The sequence below is a fragment of the Corynebacterium sp. KPL2825 genome, assembly GCF_037908445.1.
GTDB lineage: Bacteria > Actinomycetota > Actinomycetes > Mycobacteriales > Mycobacteriaceae > Corynebacterium > Corynebacterium kefirresidentii.
In genome coordinates this window covers 1-14,184 of sequence record NZ_JBBMGI010000018.1, presented here as the reverse complement: position 1 = coordinate 14,184, position 14,184 = coordinate 1, and the positions used below count along the sequence as shown (strand labels likewise).

The 14,184-nt window shown below is 59.4% G+C and carries 15 protein-coding genes; 7 read left to right on the top strand and 8 right to left on the bottom strand.

Annotation, left to right across the window (positions count from 1 at the left end; translation table 11 throughout):
• Positions 1-2: 2 nt before the first annotated feature.
• A complete protein-coding gene (locus tag WMQ00_RS11715; RefSeq protein WP_023022013.1) occupies positions 3-833 on the top strand; it encodes a DUF6928 family protein in 831 nt (276 codons plus the stop codon).
• On the opposite strand, the gene WMQ00_RS11710 is transcribed toward WMQ00_RS11715, so the two are convergent.
• Genes WMQ00_RS11710 through WMQ00_RS11700 form a run of 3 tightly spaced genes read right to left on the bottom strand, consistent with a single transcriptional unit; the run spans position 794 to position 3,731 of the window.
• Positions 794-1,600, bottom strand: coding sequence for a TrmH family RNA methyltransferase (locus WMQ00_RS11710; protein WP_200287979.1), 807 nt, complete (start codon positions 1,598-1,600; stop codon positions 794-796). The genes WMQ00_RS11715 and WMQ00_RS11710 overlap by 40 nt on opposite strands.
• A 9-nt stretch (positions 1,601-1,609) precedes the next feature.
• Positions 1,610-3,013, bottom strand: coding sequence for an NCS2 family permease (locus tag WMQ00_RS11705; RefSeq protein WP_200287981.1), 1,404 nt, complete (start codon positions 3,011-3,013; stop codon positions 1,610-1,612).
• Between the two features lie 49 nt (positions 3,014-3,062).
• Positions 3,063-3,731: a DUF3027 domain-containing protein gene (locus tag WMQ00_RS11700; protein ID WP_248100411.1), complete on the bottom strand. Its 669-nt coding sequence runs from the start codon at positions 3,729-3,731 to the stop codon at positions 3,063-3,065.
• A 38-nt stretch (positions 3,732-3,769) separates the two neighbouring features.
• On the opposite strand from WMQ00_RS11700, the gene WMQ00_RS11695 reads away from it, so the two are divergent.
• Both WMQ00_RS11695 and WMQ00_RS11690 read left to right on the top strand, forming a co-directional pair.
• The gene (locus tag WMQ00_RS11695; RefSeq protein WP_340441065.1) at positions 3,770-4,534 is read left to right on the top strand and encodes a glutaminyl-peptide cyclotransferase; all 765 of its coding nucleotides are present in this window, start codon (positions 3,770-3,772) and stop codon (positions 4,532-4,534) included.
• Positions 4,535-4,540: 6 nt separating this feature from the next.
• Positions 4,541-5,119: a DUF2771 domain-containing protein gene (locus WMQ00_RS11690; protein ID WP_023022018.1), complete on the top strand. Its 579-nt coding sequence runs from the start codon at positions 4,541-4,543 to the stop codon at positions 5,117-5,119.
• Here WMQ00_RS11690 and WMQ00_RS11685 read toward each other — a convergent pair.
• Positions 5,116-5,496, bottom strand: coding sequence for a cold-shock protein (locus WMQ00_RS11685; protein WP_005323875.1), 381 nt, complete (start codon positions 5,494-5,496; stop codon positions 5,116-5,118). The genes WMQ00_RS11690 and WMQ00_RS11685 overlap by 4 nt on opposite strands.
• Before the next feature lie 321 nt (positions 5,497-5,817).
• Here WMQ00_RS11685 and WMQ00_RS11680 point away from each other — a divergent pair, with 321 nt between their 5' ends.
• Complete coding sequence (locus WMQ00_RS11680) at positions 5,818-6,447, top strand: resuscitation-promoting factor Rpf1 domain-containing protein (RefSeq protein ID WP_049360602.1); 630 nt, start codon at positions 5,818-5,820, stop codon at positions 6,445-6,447.
• 86 nt (positions 6,448-6,533) lie between these two features.
• On the opposite strand, the gene WMQ00_RS11675 is transcribed toward WMQ00_RS11680, so the two are convergent.
• Positions 6,534-6,719 carry a hypothetical protein gene (locus WMQ00_RS11675; RefSeq protein ID WP_248100407.1) on the bottom strand — a complete coding sequence of 62 codons (186 nt, stop codon included), beginning with the start codon at positions 6,717-6,719 and terminating at the stop codon, positions 6,534-6,536.
• Between the two features lie 66 nt (positions 6,720-6,785).
• Here WMQ00_RS11675 and WMQ00_RS11670 point away from each other — a divergent pair, with 66 nt between their 5' ends.
• Genes WMQ00_RS11670 through WMQ00_RS11660 form a run of 3 tightly spaced genes read left to right on the top strand, consistent with a single transcriptional unit; the run spans position 6,786 to position 11,043 of the window.
• Entirely contained in the window at positions 6,786-8,801 is a 2,016-nt protein-coding gene (locus WMQ00_RS11670; RefSeq protein WP_259825597.1) for a helicase-associated domain-containing protein, read from the top strand.
• Complete coding sequence (locus tag WMQ00_RS11665; protein ID WP_301716747.1) at positions 8,798-10,423, top strand: DNA repair helicase XPB; 1,626 nt, start codon at positions 8,798-8,800, stop codon at positions 10,421-10,423. The genes WMQ00_RS11670 and WMQ00_RS11665 overlap by 4 nt, the downstream gene beginning before the upstream one ends.
• The gene (locus tag WMQ00_RS11660; protein WP_023022023.1) at positions 10,420-11,043 is read left to right on the top strand and encodes a DUF3239 domain-containing protein; all 624 of its coding nucleotides are present in this window, start codon (positions 10,420-10,422) and stop codon (positions 11,041-11,043) included. The genes WMQ00_RS11665 and WMQ00_RS11660 overlap by 4 nt, the downstream gene beginning before the upstream one ends.
• 203 nt (positions 11,044-11,246) lie before the next feature.
• Here the strand turns inward: WMQ00_RS11660 and WMQ00_RS11655 are convergent, their stop codons facing one another.
• From WMQ00_RS11655 to WMQ00_RS11645, 3 genes are all read right to left on the bottom strand, one after another.
• On the bottom strand, positions 11,247-12,494 hold the full coding sequence (locus WMQ00_RS11655) for an HNH endonuclease signature motif containing protein (RefSeq protein ID WP_200287993.1): 1,248 nt from the start codon (positions 12,492-12,494) through the stop codon (positions 11,247-11,249).
• Positions 12,495-12,673: 179 nt separating this feature from the next.
• On the bottom strand, positions 12,674-13,813 hold the full coding sequence (locus tag WMQ00_RS11650; protein WP_340441064.1) for a hypothetical protein: 1,140 nt from the start codon (positions 13,811-13,813) through the stop codon (positions 12,674-12,676).
• On the bottom strand, positions 13,801-14,028 hold the full coding sequence (locus tag WMQ00_RS11645; protein WP_023022027.1) for a hypothetical protein: 228 nt from the start codon (positions 14,026-14,028) through the stop codon (positions 13,801-13,803). The genes WMQ00_RS11650 and WMQ00_RS11645 overlap by 13 nt, the downstream gene beginning before the upstream one ends.
• Positions 14,029-14,184: the final 156 nt, after the last annotated feature.

The following is a 14,184-nucleotide window of genomic DNA, read 5'->3' as shown; positions in this document are numbered from 1 at the left end:
TCGTGGACATCTCTCACGCAGTACTCACTCTCTGGTACATCTCTAAGCCCAACGCAGAAGAGGTGCTAAAGACCGAGCCCAAGGCGGATCGCGGCTTTGGGCGAAAATTCCTCGCCCAATTAGACCCGACATTCCCGGTCACCCCGATTGGGCAATTCCCGCTTAACCGCTCCGCGCAGACGGATCCACATGAGTACTATATCGGCGGCTACCCCGGCATCACCGTGGTACAGACGGTGTGCGAAGGAGACTCTGTCCTCCTCTCTCAGCTGCCGGAAACCCTACTCAATGCGGTCCCCGCCCAGCGCGTCATTGCGCTGGCGAGTAATGAAAAGGAAGGCTATGCCGGCTTCGCCCTGTGGGAGGGTGGCCAGCTCAAGCGCTGCCTGTGCGCTACGCGCGAGCACCTTTATGAAGACACCGGCCTGCCAGAGCCTTTCGAGGCGCCCTACTGGGCAGGAGAAAAGTACGAACCGATCGGTGGCATTTCCCTGCCCTTCGAGCCGCAGGGCATCATGGAGGCGGCCCAGGAGTACTGGCTCGGCATCGAGGTAGGACACGATGGCCCGGATCTGGACGTCGTGGGTTACGCGGTTGACGGCCGCCCAGAGCCGAAGATCGACCCGCCGAAGCCGAAGCGGACCGTGGGCGAGTTAGCTGCGCAGTCGGCCAATAAGCTGGGTCTGAACGATTATGATGATTACGAGGACCACAGCGCCGAGCCGGAATCCACTGGCGAGGAGATCATCTCCACTGCGAAGCATCTGGGTTCCCTCATCGGCAATTGGGGCGCTCAGACGTTTAGGTCGCTCAAGGAGCGCTGGCGTTCATAAAAGGAAATGGCGGCGGCCGTTGCCACATTGAGGGAATCCGTACCCGGGGCCATCGGTATGCGTGCGCGCACATCGGTGGCCTTCATTGCGTGTTCGGTAAGGCCAGGGCCTTCCGCACCGACGAGCATGGCCACCTTATCCAAGCCATGCATGGCCTCGGCCAAATGCACCGCTTGGGGGTTGGGGGTTAAGGAAATGAGGGTAAAGGAGGCGTCGGCAAGCGCCTGCAAGGAACGCTGCCACGTGGTGAACCCGCCTTCCAAATGGGCAAAGGGCAAGCGCAGCACGTGCCCCATGGATACGCGCACCGAGCGTCGATAGAGCGGATCTGCGGCCCCTGAGCCGAGCAGCACCGCGTCCACCCCCATGCCGGCGGCGTGGCGGAAGATTGCGCCAATATTCTCGTGATCGCCCACGCCCTCCAGCACTGCGATGGTTTTCGCGGTCTTCAAAATCTCTCCCAGATCCGGCTCTGGGGCGCGGTCCGCGGCGGCGACAAGCCCGCGGTGCATATCAAAGCCCGCTACCTCTGCGAGGGTCTCGCGGGAGACCTCGTAGATGGGGCACTCAGGCTCGCCATACTCGGAAACGTATGCTTCCAGCTTCTTAGGAAAGCCCACCAAGCAACGCATGGGGAACCGGGATTCGGCCAGCCGGGAGACCACCAGCGGGCCCTCTGCAATGACGAGACCCTCGCCGGATTTATCGGATTTGTTGAGGTTCCGAATATCGTCCAGGCGAGGGTCCGCAGGGTCAGTAATCAGCATGCCTTTAGGCTAGCCGATGGCATTGGATATCGGATCCATGCCAAAGAAAATCACGAAGAGGCCGGCCAAGAGCCACATGATCCAGTGCACTTCCTTGGCCTTACCGGCAAAGGTGGACATGAGCGCGAAGGAGATAAAGCCTACGCCAATACCGTTGGCAATGGAATAGGTAAAGGGCATGGTCACAATGGTCAGGAAGGCCGGAATGGCGATTTCCATCTTGGTCCAGCGGATCTCGGTCAGCTGCGCGGCCATCATCACGCCGACGATGACTAGCACCGGGGAGGCGGCCTCGATAGGCACGATTTCATAAAGCGGGGTCAAAAACATCGCGGCGAGGAACAGCAGGCCGGTCATCAGGTTGGCCAGACCGGTGCGGGCGCCATCGGCAATGCCGGCGGAGGAATCCGCGAAGACGGTATTGGAAGAAGCACAGCCTAGGCCACCGGCCACTGCGCCAAAGCCTTCTACGACGAGGGCCTTTTTCATATCGGGGAGGTTGCCGTCGGCGTCGACAAGCTTGCCTTGCTTGCCCAGGCCGGTCATGGTGCCCATCGCATCAAAGAAGTTGGTAAGCAACAGGGTGAAAATGAGCAAGACGGTGGAAACCACGCCGATTTTCGTGAATGCGCCTACCAGGTTCACATCGCCCACAATGGACAGGTCCGGAATCCCACCGAGCGCTTCTGGTTTGACGGGCGCGGCCATGCCCCAGTCCTCGGAGCCGGTAAATACCTGCACGATAAAAGCGATGATGGTGGTGAGCACGATGGCGATAAAAAGCCCACCCGGCACGTTCCGGATGACCATGAAGGAACAGATAATAAGGCCGATGACAAAGACCAGCGCCGGCCAAGTGGAAATCGATCCATTAATGCCCAAGCCCACCGGCACGGTGGTATGCGCAGCGTCCGGCACGCGGGTGACAAAACCACCGTCCACAAGGCCGATCATGGCGATGAACATGCCGATGCCTACGCCCATCGCCGCCTTCATGGACTGCGGGATGGCGTCGAAGACGGCGGTGCGGAAACCGGAAATGGCCAGCAGAACGATGATGATGCCCTCGATAACCACCAGGCCCATCGATTCTTGCCAGGTCAGCCCGCTGGTGGCGACCATGCTCACGCCCACGAAGGTGTTCATGCCCAGGCCGGCGGCCATGGCGAAGGGGTATTTGGCAATCGCGCCGAAGAGGATAGACATTACGCCCGCGACCAGCGCGGTGGCGGCAGCAACCTGCGGCACGCCCAGCGCGTAGCCGTCTGCATCCTCGGTGGTGCCGAGGATCAGCGGGTTCAAGAGAATGATATAGGCCATGGCGAAGAACGAGACCGTTCCCGCGCGTAGCTCGGTTCCAATGGAGGAACCACGTTCAGAGATATGGAAGTAGCGATCGAGAGTGGCTTTCAACGCCTGCGCCTTTCACGTACAGCGAGTCTTACGCCATAAGTGTGCTGTCTTAGTCCTCGATTTCAAAATCCTGGAAGATGGGTTTTTCATCATCGAAGGCAACTTCGGGGTTCTTTTCTTCCCGCACCCGTGTCTGCGAATGCGCGCCACAACCATAACGCGAGTGCACTACCCGTCCGTCCGCAGAATACTCATTGGCGCAGACGCCGTAGTTTTCCATCAGCTCTACATAAAACGCGCAGGTGCGGCATTGCAGGCGCGCCTTGGCCGCCATATCCGTATTCGGGCCACGCTCGGTGCGCCAGCGCTTCTTGGCGTCGTCCAAGCCGGACTTGGAAAGTTTGTCGCCGTCCAGGCGGGAATCATCTACGGCCGGTGGCATCAAATCACCCGGCCCAAGGTCGCCCGGCCGCACGCGATCCTCATAGGGCACCCATTCCGGCGGCTGCAGAGCCTCTCCGCCTGGCACCAGCGCCACTTCATTGACGGTGACGTAGCGCGATCCCTCCGCACATGCGAGCACCGCCTGCCATTCCCAGCCGGGGTAGCCAGGCATCTCTGCTTCAAATCGGTGGGTAGCAACGTTTCGGCCCATCCCAGCGACGCCGATATGCTTGCCGACGCCCCCTTCCCCCACCTCATCCAGCGCCTCGCGCGCAATGCGCACGGCGCGGGAATCGATCAACGGATTTGCTTTTCGCTTACTCACGCCCCTCATTATTCATTATGGGGCGCGCACGGTGGTACATATGGTGCATGTCGTTTCTTTCCCGCGCCGCCTGCATTCTCCTGCCCTGCACCCTCGTTGCTTGTTCCTCTACCCATGCAGAACCCGAAGTTGAGCACCTCTCCGTGGAGGTCTTAGGCACCGCTTCCCTGCCGGCCAATTCCTTTACTCAAGGCCTCGAAACCGATCCGGACGGCAACCTGCTCCTTGGCACCGGCCAATGGGGCGAATCCCGCCTGGAGCGCTTCTCCCCCGAAACCGGCGAAACCTTAGCCGAAACGCACCTGGATAACCGCTACTTTGGCGAGGGCATCACCCAGGCCGGAGATTCCATCTGGCAGCTAACCTGGAAGTCCGGCCAGGCCCTGAAATACGACCAGGACCTGCGCCAGGTCGATACCGCCGCCTACACCGGTGAAGGGTGGGGGCTGTGTAATAACGGCGAAGATCTTCTCATGTCCGATGGCTCCGCTACCCTGCGGCATATGGATCCGGAAACTTTTGCGGAGCGCTCGACCACCGACGTCAGCCTGGAAGGAAAACCCCTCGAGGACATCAATGAGCTGGAGTGCGTGGGCGATTCCGTTTATGCCAATGTGTGGATGGATGACAATATCTACCGCATCGATCCTTCCACCGGCCGCTTGACCGCCGTCATTTCCACCGACGCCATAGATAAATCCCGCTATACCGACCCCGATGACGTCCTCAACGGCATCGCGCACATCAAAGACGATGAGTTCTGGCTTACCGGCAAGCGGTGGAAAGAACTCTTCCACGTTCGAGTAAGGTAAAGGCCCATGGCAACCCGTAAGGAAGCAAGGAAAAAGTCGCTGCTGCAGATCTTGGCCCTCATCGTGGTCGTGGCAGTCATCGTCGCCGCCGTAGTGATCTTCCAGAACTGGTGGAACCAGCGGCCGGGTCCCGATCCGCGCGAAATCAAAGTGACCGCCTCCGTGGGCGATAATTCCATCGACTTCGCCCCTTATATCGCGTGCGAGCCCGGCGCCGATTGCCCAGAGGGCGAGGTCCCGAACCTCACCGTAGGGGAAGACGACACCCTCAAGCTGGAAATCCCCGAAGAGATTTCTGATCATGAATGGAAGATTCTCTCCATCTACGATGACCCCGCCGCCAATGATGAAACCGCGCACGGCGCGAACGAGACTACTGAAGTATCAATCCCCGGATCGGTAGAGCCCATCAAGGCCTCCACCGGCAAACGCCCCCGCCTCAAGGTGGTAGAGATCTCCTCCATGATGATCGGCACCGATGACAACGGTGACGAAACCCCCTTGGCCACCGTGTGGTCGCTCACCACGATGACCGATAAAGAACGAGAAGCCTCCGCGGAGGAATCCACGAAGGCTTCTGATTAGCTATCCAAATCCTTCGCAATTGCGCGAAGGATTTCTGCTACCTGGCGGCCGGTCTTGCGCTCCGGGTAGCGGCCGGAATTGAGCACCGGCTGAATCTGTGACTCCAGCAAAGTCATCACATCAGAGACCATGCTGCCGAGTTCCTCGGGCTTGCGGGCCGGCGTGCGGCGACGCGGCTTATCCAATACCTTGACCCGCAGCGCCTGCGGACCACGGCGGCCAGCCGCGAAATCGAAATCGATGCGCTGGCCTGGGAACAGTTCCTCTACTCCCTTAGGCAACACGTTGCGGCCGACATAGACGTCTTCATCGCCCGGGTTGCTGACGAAACCGAAACCTTTCTCGGCGTCATACCACTTCACTTTGCCAATAGGCATAGGTACCCACCTCTTCTCTAGGGGAAAATCTTTATTTTAGCTGCCTGGTCAAAACAACAGAAGTCGCGCACGCTAACGCGACACACCTCCGCCATGTGCCACAGATCACATGTTGCCACTCACCTGCACAAATGCCCTCGCACGCGCCACATTCGCCCCATTCCTTTCCCATTTAGTGCCCATAACGTGACACTTTCGTTATAAACCGCTACGCTGTCCCCCAGACATTTAAGAGCCGTTAAGAAAGTTGCCCTCGCCCGCCCTTTCTTTTTGGTACATATTCTTTGCACTTAATGCGGGCACACAGAGAGGACTAACTACATGGGACGCCACTCCGCTAAGAACCGCATGGCCGCTAAGTTCACCGCCGGCACCGTCGCCTTCGGCGCCGCTGCTGCCATCATGGCACCAACCGCATCTGCTGCCCCGGATTCCGACTGGGACCGCCTGGCACAGTGCGAGGCCGGCGGCAACTGGCACATCAACACCGGCAACGGCTTCTACGGCGGACTGCAGTTCAACCCGCAGACCTGGCAGGCTAATGGCGGCGGCGAGTTCGCAGCTACCGCTGACCAGGCTTCCCGCGAGCAGCAGATCGTTGTTGCTGAGCGCGTACTTGCTTCCCAGGGCTGGGGCGCATGGCCGGCTTGCTCCGCTTCCCTAGGCCTGAACTCCGCTCCTACCCAGCGCACCGCTCCGTCCGCCGCACCTAAGGCTCCGGCCCAAGCACCGGCTCCGGTTAAGCAGGCTGCTGCCCAGAAGTCCGACGAGCTGGCCGTTGATGCCCTGTACAACACCATCAAGAACGCCGCTAACTCCTACGGCCTGGCTCTGCCTCCACAGTTCACCGAGCTGTACAAGGCTAACCGCCACGACTTCAACAACTTCTACTCTGCCAACCGCAACGTCATCGACCCGATTGCGCAGATGATTGAGAACATCACCCGCTAAGACACAGCGCTGAAAGGCCCCTTGCTCATGCAAGGGGCCTTTTCTGCGTGAGAGAGAAATTCCCCGCACCGAGGCGGGGGAATGCTTTAGCGGTTGATGCGAGTATAAGGGTGAACGTAGTTCAGCTTCTCTGCCGGCATCGGCAAAACCAGATCATCGCCGTAGGGGCTGGATGCACCAGCAAAAGGCGCAGAGATTTCCGTGATTGCGTGCTCGCGATTTTCGTTCTTCGGCCAAGCCGGGGAAACGTGACCCTTCTTCTCATTCGACATAGTCCCTATTATTTCAAACCTTGCGCAAAAACGTAACTCAATCGATAGCTAAACTGGGAAGTCATCATGACTCAGTCTTCCCATCTTCCGCATTTCCGCACGTGGCTTGCCTCCCTTGACGAAGAAGAGCTGGCAACAGTCCTCCGCAACCGACCGGATGTGCTCAATCCACTACCCCCAAGTATCGCCGCGCTTGCCACTCGGCTCCTGCTGCGCACCTCTATCGCACGAGCCCTTATGGACTGCTCCGCGGAGCTGCTCGCGGAAATCGAGGACATCGCGCGCCGTGGTGGAGAGCTCGAGGAGGTAGAAGACCTGCATCCGGAGACCACCCGCCAGCTCAAGGGGCGCGGACTAGCATACGGCAACGTCCTTATTCCGCCTGAGGTCATGCCTGCCCTACCTACGGGCTGGTCCCTCCTCGAACAAATCCGAGTAAGGCCGGCAGACATCGCCGAGCTGCCAGCTGAAGAGCGCAAGGTCCTCGAGACCCTGTCCCGGTCCAATGGCCTCGGTACCACGCGGGACGCAGCCGTTGATGCGGATCCGGCCCGACCAATCCCGCGGCTCATCGCCAAGCAGCTGCTCCACCGCGTTGGCTCAACCACCGTCCGCCTGCCGCGCGCCGTGCACCTTGCGCTGAACGGCAAAGCCACCGCGCCTATCCCTGTGGAGGGAATCACCGAATCCCCCGCTCCTGATTCCAAGGTCGATGATGCTGGCACCGCAGCAGGCCTATCCACGGTGCGCGGAATGCAGCGTGTCATTGACTCCCTAGGCGCACGGCCGATAGAACTCCTCAAAGACAAGACCGTCGGCGTTCGCCAGCTCACCAATTTGAGCAAGTCCCTTAACATTGGCGAGGAGGAGTTGCGGCGCCTCATCGAACTCGGCATGAGTGGCCGCCTGCTAAGCCGCGGCGAGCCGAAAAACATGGAGGGCAATTTCCTCGCCCCGACAGAACTCGCCCAAACCTGGCTCGATGCGAACCTCGCCGAAAAATGGCAGCTCCTGCTCGAGTCATGGACAACCTCCACGTGGACCAGCGAAGGCCGCACACTGGCGCACACCAATGACCGCCTGCCAAGTTTTAGGGAAAAAGTCCTGCAGGTCTATCTGCGCGGGGCGAAACCCACCTTCGAAGAAGCCCTCCGCTTCCACTTCCCACTCTTTGCCACGCATACCGCGGACGAGACCATCGCCGATCTCCGCGCGGAAGCCGAGTGGATCGGCGCAATCGCCCTCGAGCGCCCCACCAGCGTGCTTATCGAGGGCCCCGAGGCCGCCGCCCGCCTGACCCCAGATACGGTTGACTATTTCTTAATCCAGGCAGATATGACCGTATTGGTTCCTGGCCCGCTCGATCCAGAAACACACCAACGGCTCGAATCCGTCGCGGACCTTGAATCCCCCGGCTTGGCCAGTGTCTACCGCATCTCGGACGCTTCTTTGCGCCGCGGCCTTGATCGCGGGATGACCGGGGAGGAAATCCACGCCTTTTTCGCGGCACATGGAGAGGTGCCGCAGACGCTGGAGTTCCATATCGGGGACGTCTCCAAGCGCCATGGCACCCTGCGCTCCGGCCCGGCACTGTCCTACCTGCGCAGCGAGGACCCAGCTCTCCTCCAGATCGCGCTCAAGGCCGCGCCTTTGCGTTTGCTCGCTCCCACCGTCGCTATTTCTCAACTGCCGGTACACGACCTGCTGGAGCGGCTGCGCGATCACGGTCTTTCTCCCGCGGCCGAGGACCACAACGGCGCGAGCCTCACCGTCGCACCCGAACCTGCAACGCTACCGACCCCCACCGCCCGTCGAGCCACCGCTTCCCCGGACATTGCGAAGGCCATGCGCAACCTGCGCGATGACTCCGCGCCTTCCGCTCCCAGCCTCGATATAGTCCACGCAGCCGCACGCACTGCCCGGCCGATCACCATTGGCTATGCGGATAAGAACGGCAACGAAAAGCACCGCACCGTTACCCCGCTGACGGTCGCGGGTGGGCAAATCGACGCCCGCGCATCCGACGGCTCCACTATCCGATTTCCCTTGCACCGGATCACCTCCGTTACGCTGGAGCCATGAATGGACCATTAATTGTGCAGTCGGATAAGACCGTCCTGCTCGAGGTGGATCACGCCCAGGCCGCAGAGGCCCGCGCCGCGCTCGCTCCCTTTGCAGAGCTGGAGCGCGCTCCCGAGCACGTGCACACCTACCGCATTACTCCGCTCGCGCTGTGGAATGCCCGCGCGGCCGGACACGACGCCGAGCAGGTCGTCGACGTCCTCGAAAACTACTCGCGCTTTCCGGTCCCCCAAGCCCTGCTTATCGACGTCGCCGAAACCATGTCCCGCTACGGCCGCGTCCGCCTGCACGCCCACCCAGCCCACGGCCTCATTCTCGAGTCCGAAGAGCCACCTATCCTGGAAGAACTCTCCCGCGGCGCAACGGGAAAGCTCCTCGGCGCTCGCATCGACGAGCATTCCATCGCCGTCCCGCCCTCTGAGCGCGGCCGCCTCAAGCAAGCCCTCCTCAAGGCAGGCTGGCCGGCAGCAGATCTCGCAGGTTATGTCGATGGCGAGTCCCACCCCATCGCCCTCAATCATGACGGCTGGCAGCTGCGCGATTATCAGCAGTACGCCACCGAGGCCTTCTGGTCCGGCGGCTCCGGCGTCGTAGTACTTCCCTGCGGTGCTGGCAAAACCATCGTCGGTGCGGCGGCCATGGCCAAAGCAGAATCCACCACGCTCATCTTGGTCACCAATACCGTCGCCGGCCGCCAATGGCGCGACGAGCTCCTGCGCCGCACCACGTTGACGGAAAATGAAATCGGCGAATACTCCGGCGAAAAGAAGGAAATCAAGCCGATCACCATTGCCACCTACCAGGTAGTCACGCGCAAAACCAAAGGCGAATACCGCGCCCTCGAGCTCTTCGACTCCCGCGATTGGGGCCTCATCATCTATGACGAGGTCCACCTGCTTCCCGCGCCGGTATTTCGCATGACTTCGGACCTCCAATCGCGGCGTCGACTAGGGCTCACCGCCACCCTCGTGCGCGAGGACGGCCGCGAGGGCGACGTCTTTTCCCTCATCGGACCTAAGCGCTACGACGCCCCATGGAAAGAGCTCGAGATGGCCGGCTATATCGCCACCGCCGAGTGCATCGAGGTCCGCGTAGACATGGACGCCGAGGAGCGCATGCTCTATGCCACCGCCCAACCTCGCGACCGCTACCGCATCGCTGCCCAGGCTGCCGCCAAGCTACGCGCGGTCGACAAAATCCTGGCCCGCCACCCGCAGCAGGCGCTTATCATCGGCGGCTACGTCGACCAGCTCAAAGAACTTGGCGCGCATCTCGACGCCCCCGTAATCGATGGCTCCACCTCCACCGCTAAGCGCGAACGCCTCTTCCAGCAATTCCGGGATGGCAGCCTTCCCGTTCTGGTGGTGTCCAAGGTCGCCAATTTCTCCATCGATCTCCCCGAAGCCGCCCTAGCCATCCAGGTCTCCGGCACCTTCGGTTCCCGCCAGGAAGAGGCTCAGCGCCTTGGCCGGCTACTCCGCCCCAAGGAAGAAGAGGCGCTCTTTTATTCGCTGGTCACCCGCGATAGCCTCGATGCTGACTACGCCGTGCACCGCCAGCGTTTCCTCGCCGAGCAGGGATATGCCTACCGGCTTATCGACGCACTAGACTTAGAACAATGAAAATCTTCAAGTTCGACGTAGACGAGTCCTTTGCCAAGGCCAATAATGAGCTCTTGCGTGATTCCAACCGCCTTCGCCTCTCCGGCCTCGTGCTGGGCATCCTGCTCATCATCGGCGGCGCGGCCATCTGGTGGGGATTTTCCTGGGGCATCACTATCGGCCTGGGCATGATTCTATTCGGAATCATGGTGGCCATCGTCGGCTTTGCCGCCGCTCGTAAAGTTGGCACCGCCCAGCAACTCTATGACTCCTATCCCCTTGCTCCGGCCGTCATCGCCGAAGTAAATGAGCGCGATATGGTCTTGCTCGCATTGGTTAATACCAACGTGGATCCCTCCTTGCCTCCCCGCTGGGCTGCGTGCCTGCGCACTGTGACCGCCATCCCCGGCACCCAACGGACCGTAGGCACCAAGGTTCCCGTTGCGGCTGTTTCTGGCCGCGCGGACAACAACCACTGGCAGCAAATCACCCCGATGCCCATCGCTTGGGGCACCCCCGACGCCGAGACCGTCACCATCGCTCGCAAATCCATCCCCCAAGACCAGTGGCAGCGCCTCGAGCGCGCCCGCAAGCGCCTTTCCGACGTCAAGGCTACTAAGTTCGACCTGCTGGTTCTCTAGAGCTGCATAAGCTACGTCGGATACAGGTCCGTTCACAGACCCAACTGAAACTTCCACGCTAGGCAAGGGATTGGTCGTCATCTTGCCTCGTCCTGTGAGCACACGAGGCAAGATCAACGCCTCGGTAGCCCTCAACGAGAAACCGAGTTACGCGCTAAATATGCAACCCGCGCAATCACAATTAAACCGCGAGGCGGGCGTCTTTATCCTTTCACTTTCTCTCTTTTTGATCGCTGTTGTTGTAGTGCGAGGTATTGTGCCCAGGTGTGGTTCCAGTGTGTTTGGTGTGTGGCTAGGGGCCCGGTGGCGTGGTCTAGTTGGTAGGTGCCGTCTCGGTGGAGCCAGGCGATGGTGCCGGTGATGGGGTCGAGGATGTAGTGGACGCGGCGGTCGGTTTTGATGTTGTGGTGGTGTTGGCAGAGGTTTACTAAATTATCTGGGCTGGTCGGTCCGCCTTGGTGGTATTCAATGCGGTGGTCTAGTTGGCACTGTGTGGCGGGTACGGTGCAGCCGGGCCAGCGGCAGGTGGCGTCTCTGCCTTGAGTGTAGGCGCGGATGTCGGCGTCAGGGATGTAGGAGTCTACTTCGTCGGCGTTAAGCCGGCGGATGAAGGTGTTGTCTGTGGGGGCATGGTTGAGATTTATCCAACCTGCGCCGGGATGAAAGACGATATTGGTGTCTTCGTTGGTGGTGAAGGTGTTTATAGCGACGCTGGTATGGGTGTCTTCGAGGATGAGATCGATAAGGCCCTGCGCTGCGGTGGTGTGTGCCTTGTTGGTGTACACATCGATATGGCGGGCGATGATTGTGGCGGTAGCACTATCGCAGGTCAAAGATAGTGTAGTGGTGTTATCGGGGTTGTAGTTTATCCGGAGTGTGGGTTGCGGCTTTTCTTCTTTGTCTCCGGGGCGCAAGTGGGTGTCGATGAAGCCGCGGATGAAGCGGCGTAGTTCAGCATCAGTGGGGACTGTTTGATTCGGTGCGGTGGGCGTGAGGAAGTCTGCGAGTGCGGCGTCGATGGCTTCGAGGTCATCTAGGTTATTTTCCAATCGGTGTAGTTCGCGGTCGATGATGCGCAATTTGGTCAGATCGAGGATCCAGTGGAGGCCTTGCACTTCGGTGACTAGAGGTAATTGGCGCATGCGGAAGTGGGCGCGCAGGAAGCCTTGGAGTTTCGAGTAGGAGATACCAAGGTCTTTGGCGAGACTGGTCAGGCTTAAATCAACATCTTCGTCTAGTTGGGGGAGGATTGCGCGGTAGAGGAACCAGGAGGTTTTGCGGGTGTAGGTGCCGGCTTGGCCGATGTGGTTGCCGGGTGCGTTGGTGGTGTAGAACGCTTCGGGCACATCACCTTCATCTAGAGGATCAGTATCGGGATGGCCGGAAATGAGGAGGGTGTCGGGATAGTCGAGGGCGGTATCGGGTTGAGGTGGGGATAGTGTGGCAGTCACGGGGTGTACTCCAACAAAAAGTAGGGGTTCGTACGTGGTTTCTAACCAGTGGCCTTATAGTATCCCGGCTTTCGGACATATGCTCTTGATGGGGGTGTTTATGTTCGAATAGGGTGACCTAAACCTGCAGGGATCTCCAGAGTCACACCCCACACACCGGCGGGGGTAAAAGGAATGGTTTAGAGTTCGTCGACGTCGGCAAGCTGGGATCGAATTTCGGGGCAATCAGAAAACTTCCGTTTTAGTCGACCCAAGAATTCTTCAAAAGAAGTTGGTTCAGCAACCTTTTGGACCTTCCCGAGCAACGCACACGCTTGGTCGCAACCACACTCGTTTTCCAACTGCTCCTCGATTATTCGCATCAGAATGGGAATGGTCTCGTCCGGCAAGTCCGGAAGAAGCCGTTCTGCCAAGCTCCATTCAATTCCAGCGTCTGAGGCTGTTGCCCAAGCACCCTCCGGATCATTTAGGCACAGGTACTGGAACATCGCTAGGTCCCATGGTTTATCCCGCAGGCGAGTCTGGATGAGTACTGACGCGGTGTCCCCTACGGCCGCAAAAAGCCCACGCGCAGTCGATAGCATTGGAAAACTATCGAAGGCTATCCGGTGCACGGCGGGGCTGCGGTGGGGAAAGTGGGCGTCGCAAAGCGCGGCCCAAAAAGTAACGATCTGGAAAGTATCCTCCGTGGGCAACGCCAGCATGGCCTTCTCTGAGTACCTATAGGCGAGGTCAAACTGACCTATCTCCGAAAGGCCGCGAATCAGCTGCTCGTATCCGTCCGTATGAGTACGATATACGTCCTCGACAGAGCCAGAAAGCACCGCGAGCCGACGCCTCGCATACGCGCCATGCGCCTGCTCGCGAAGTTCCTTCACGCCCTCTACGCCTAAAGATTCCTCGTACTGCACGGGGTCAATATCTATTAGTTCCGCATACGGCGACTCAAGAATGCCCAAGAGCCACTGGGCCAAGTACAGCGCGTCAATCTTTGATAGTTGAGCTGCATGAGGTAGTTCCTCTGCCAAGCGCTCGGCACTCCAACGCACGGCGTCGTTGACATCCTCAATATGCGGCAACAGTTGCAGAACTTCGTCAACTGCGCGTTGTGCCACTAGGAAGATATCGTGAACCTCTATTGGCTCAATTCCATAGCCGGCTAGAAGATGAGGTTCAAACATGGCGGTCTGGAGCAGCTCGCCGGCCTTCCACACCTGGTCGGCGTACTGGCCCGAATCGTCGGGGTCAGCCAAGTTTAGTCCGGTGGGCTTTACAAAGTTAATGGTTGCTTCGGCAAGCGTCTGCCTTACTTCTGGCATTCCTTTAAATCCGCGAGGAATTCCTTGAGAGATTCCGTCAGATCCCATATTTGGTTACGCTCGTCTTCAAACATGCGATCAACGAGGAACTCTACACCGCCCAGATCATCCGGATGCAAGCTGTCTAAATAGGCCAGAAGCTTATCGATGTCTTGCAAGCCTTGAATTCCTTGCTCTACTTGTTCCACCACAGTAGAAATCTGCCTTTGGTCCATGCGTTTGAGACTAGCAAAACGACGAAAGAAGAGGGCGGTGGTATGCCGTCCTCTTCTTTGTTGTATTTTGTTGTGTTTGTGTTGTTTGGTGTCGGCGGTGACTTACTCTCCCACAACCTCCCGGTTGCAGTACCATCAGCGTGTGCAGGCTTAGCT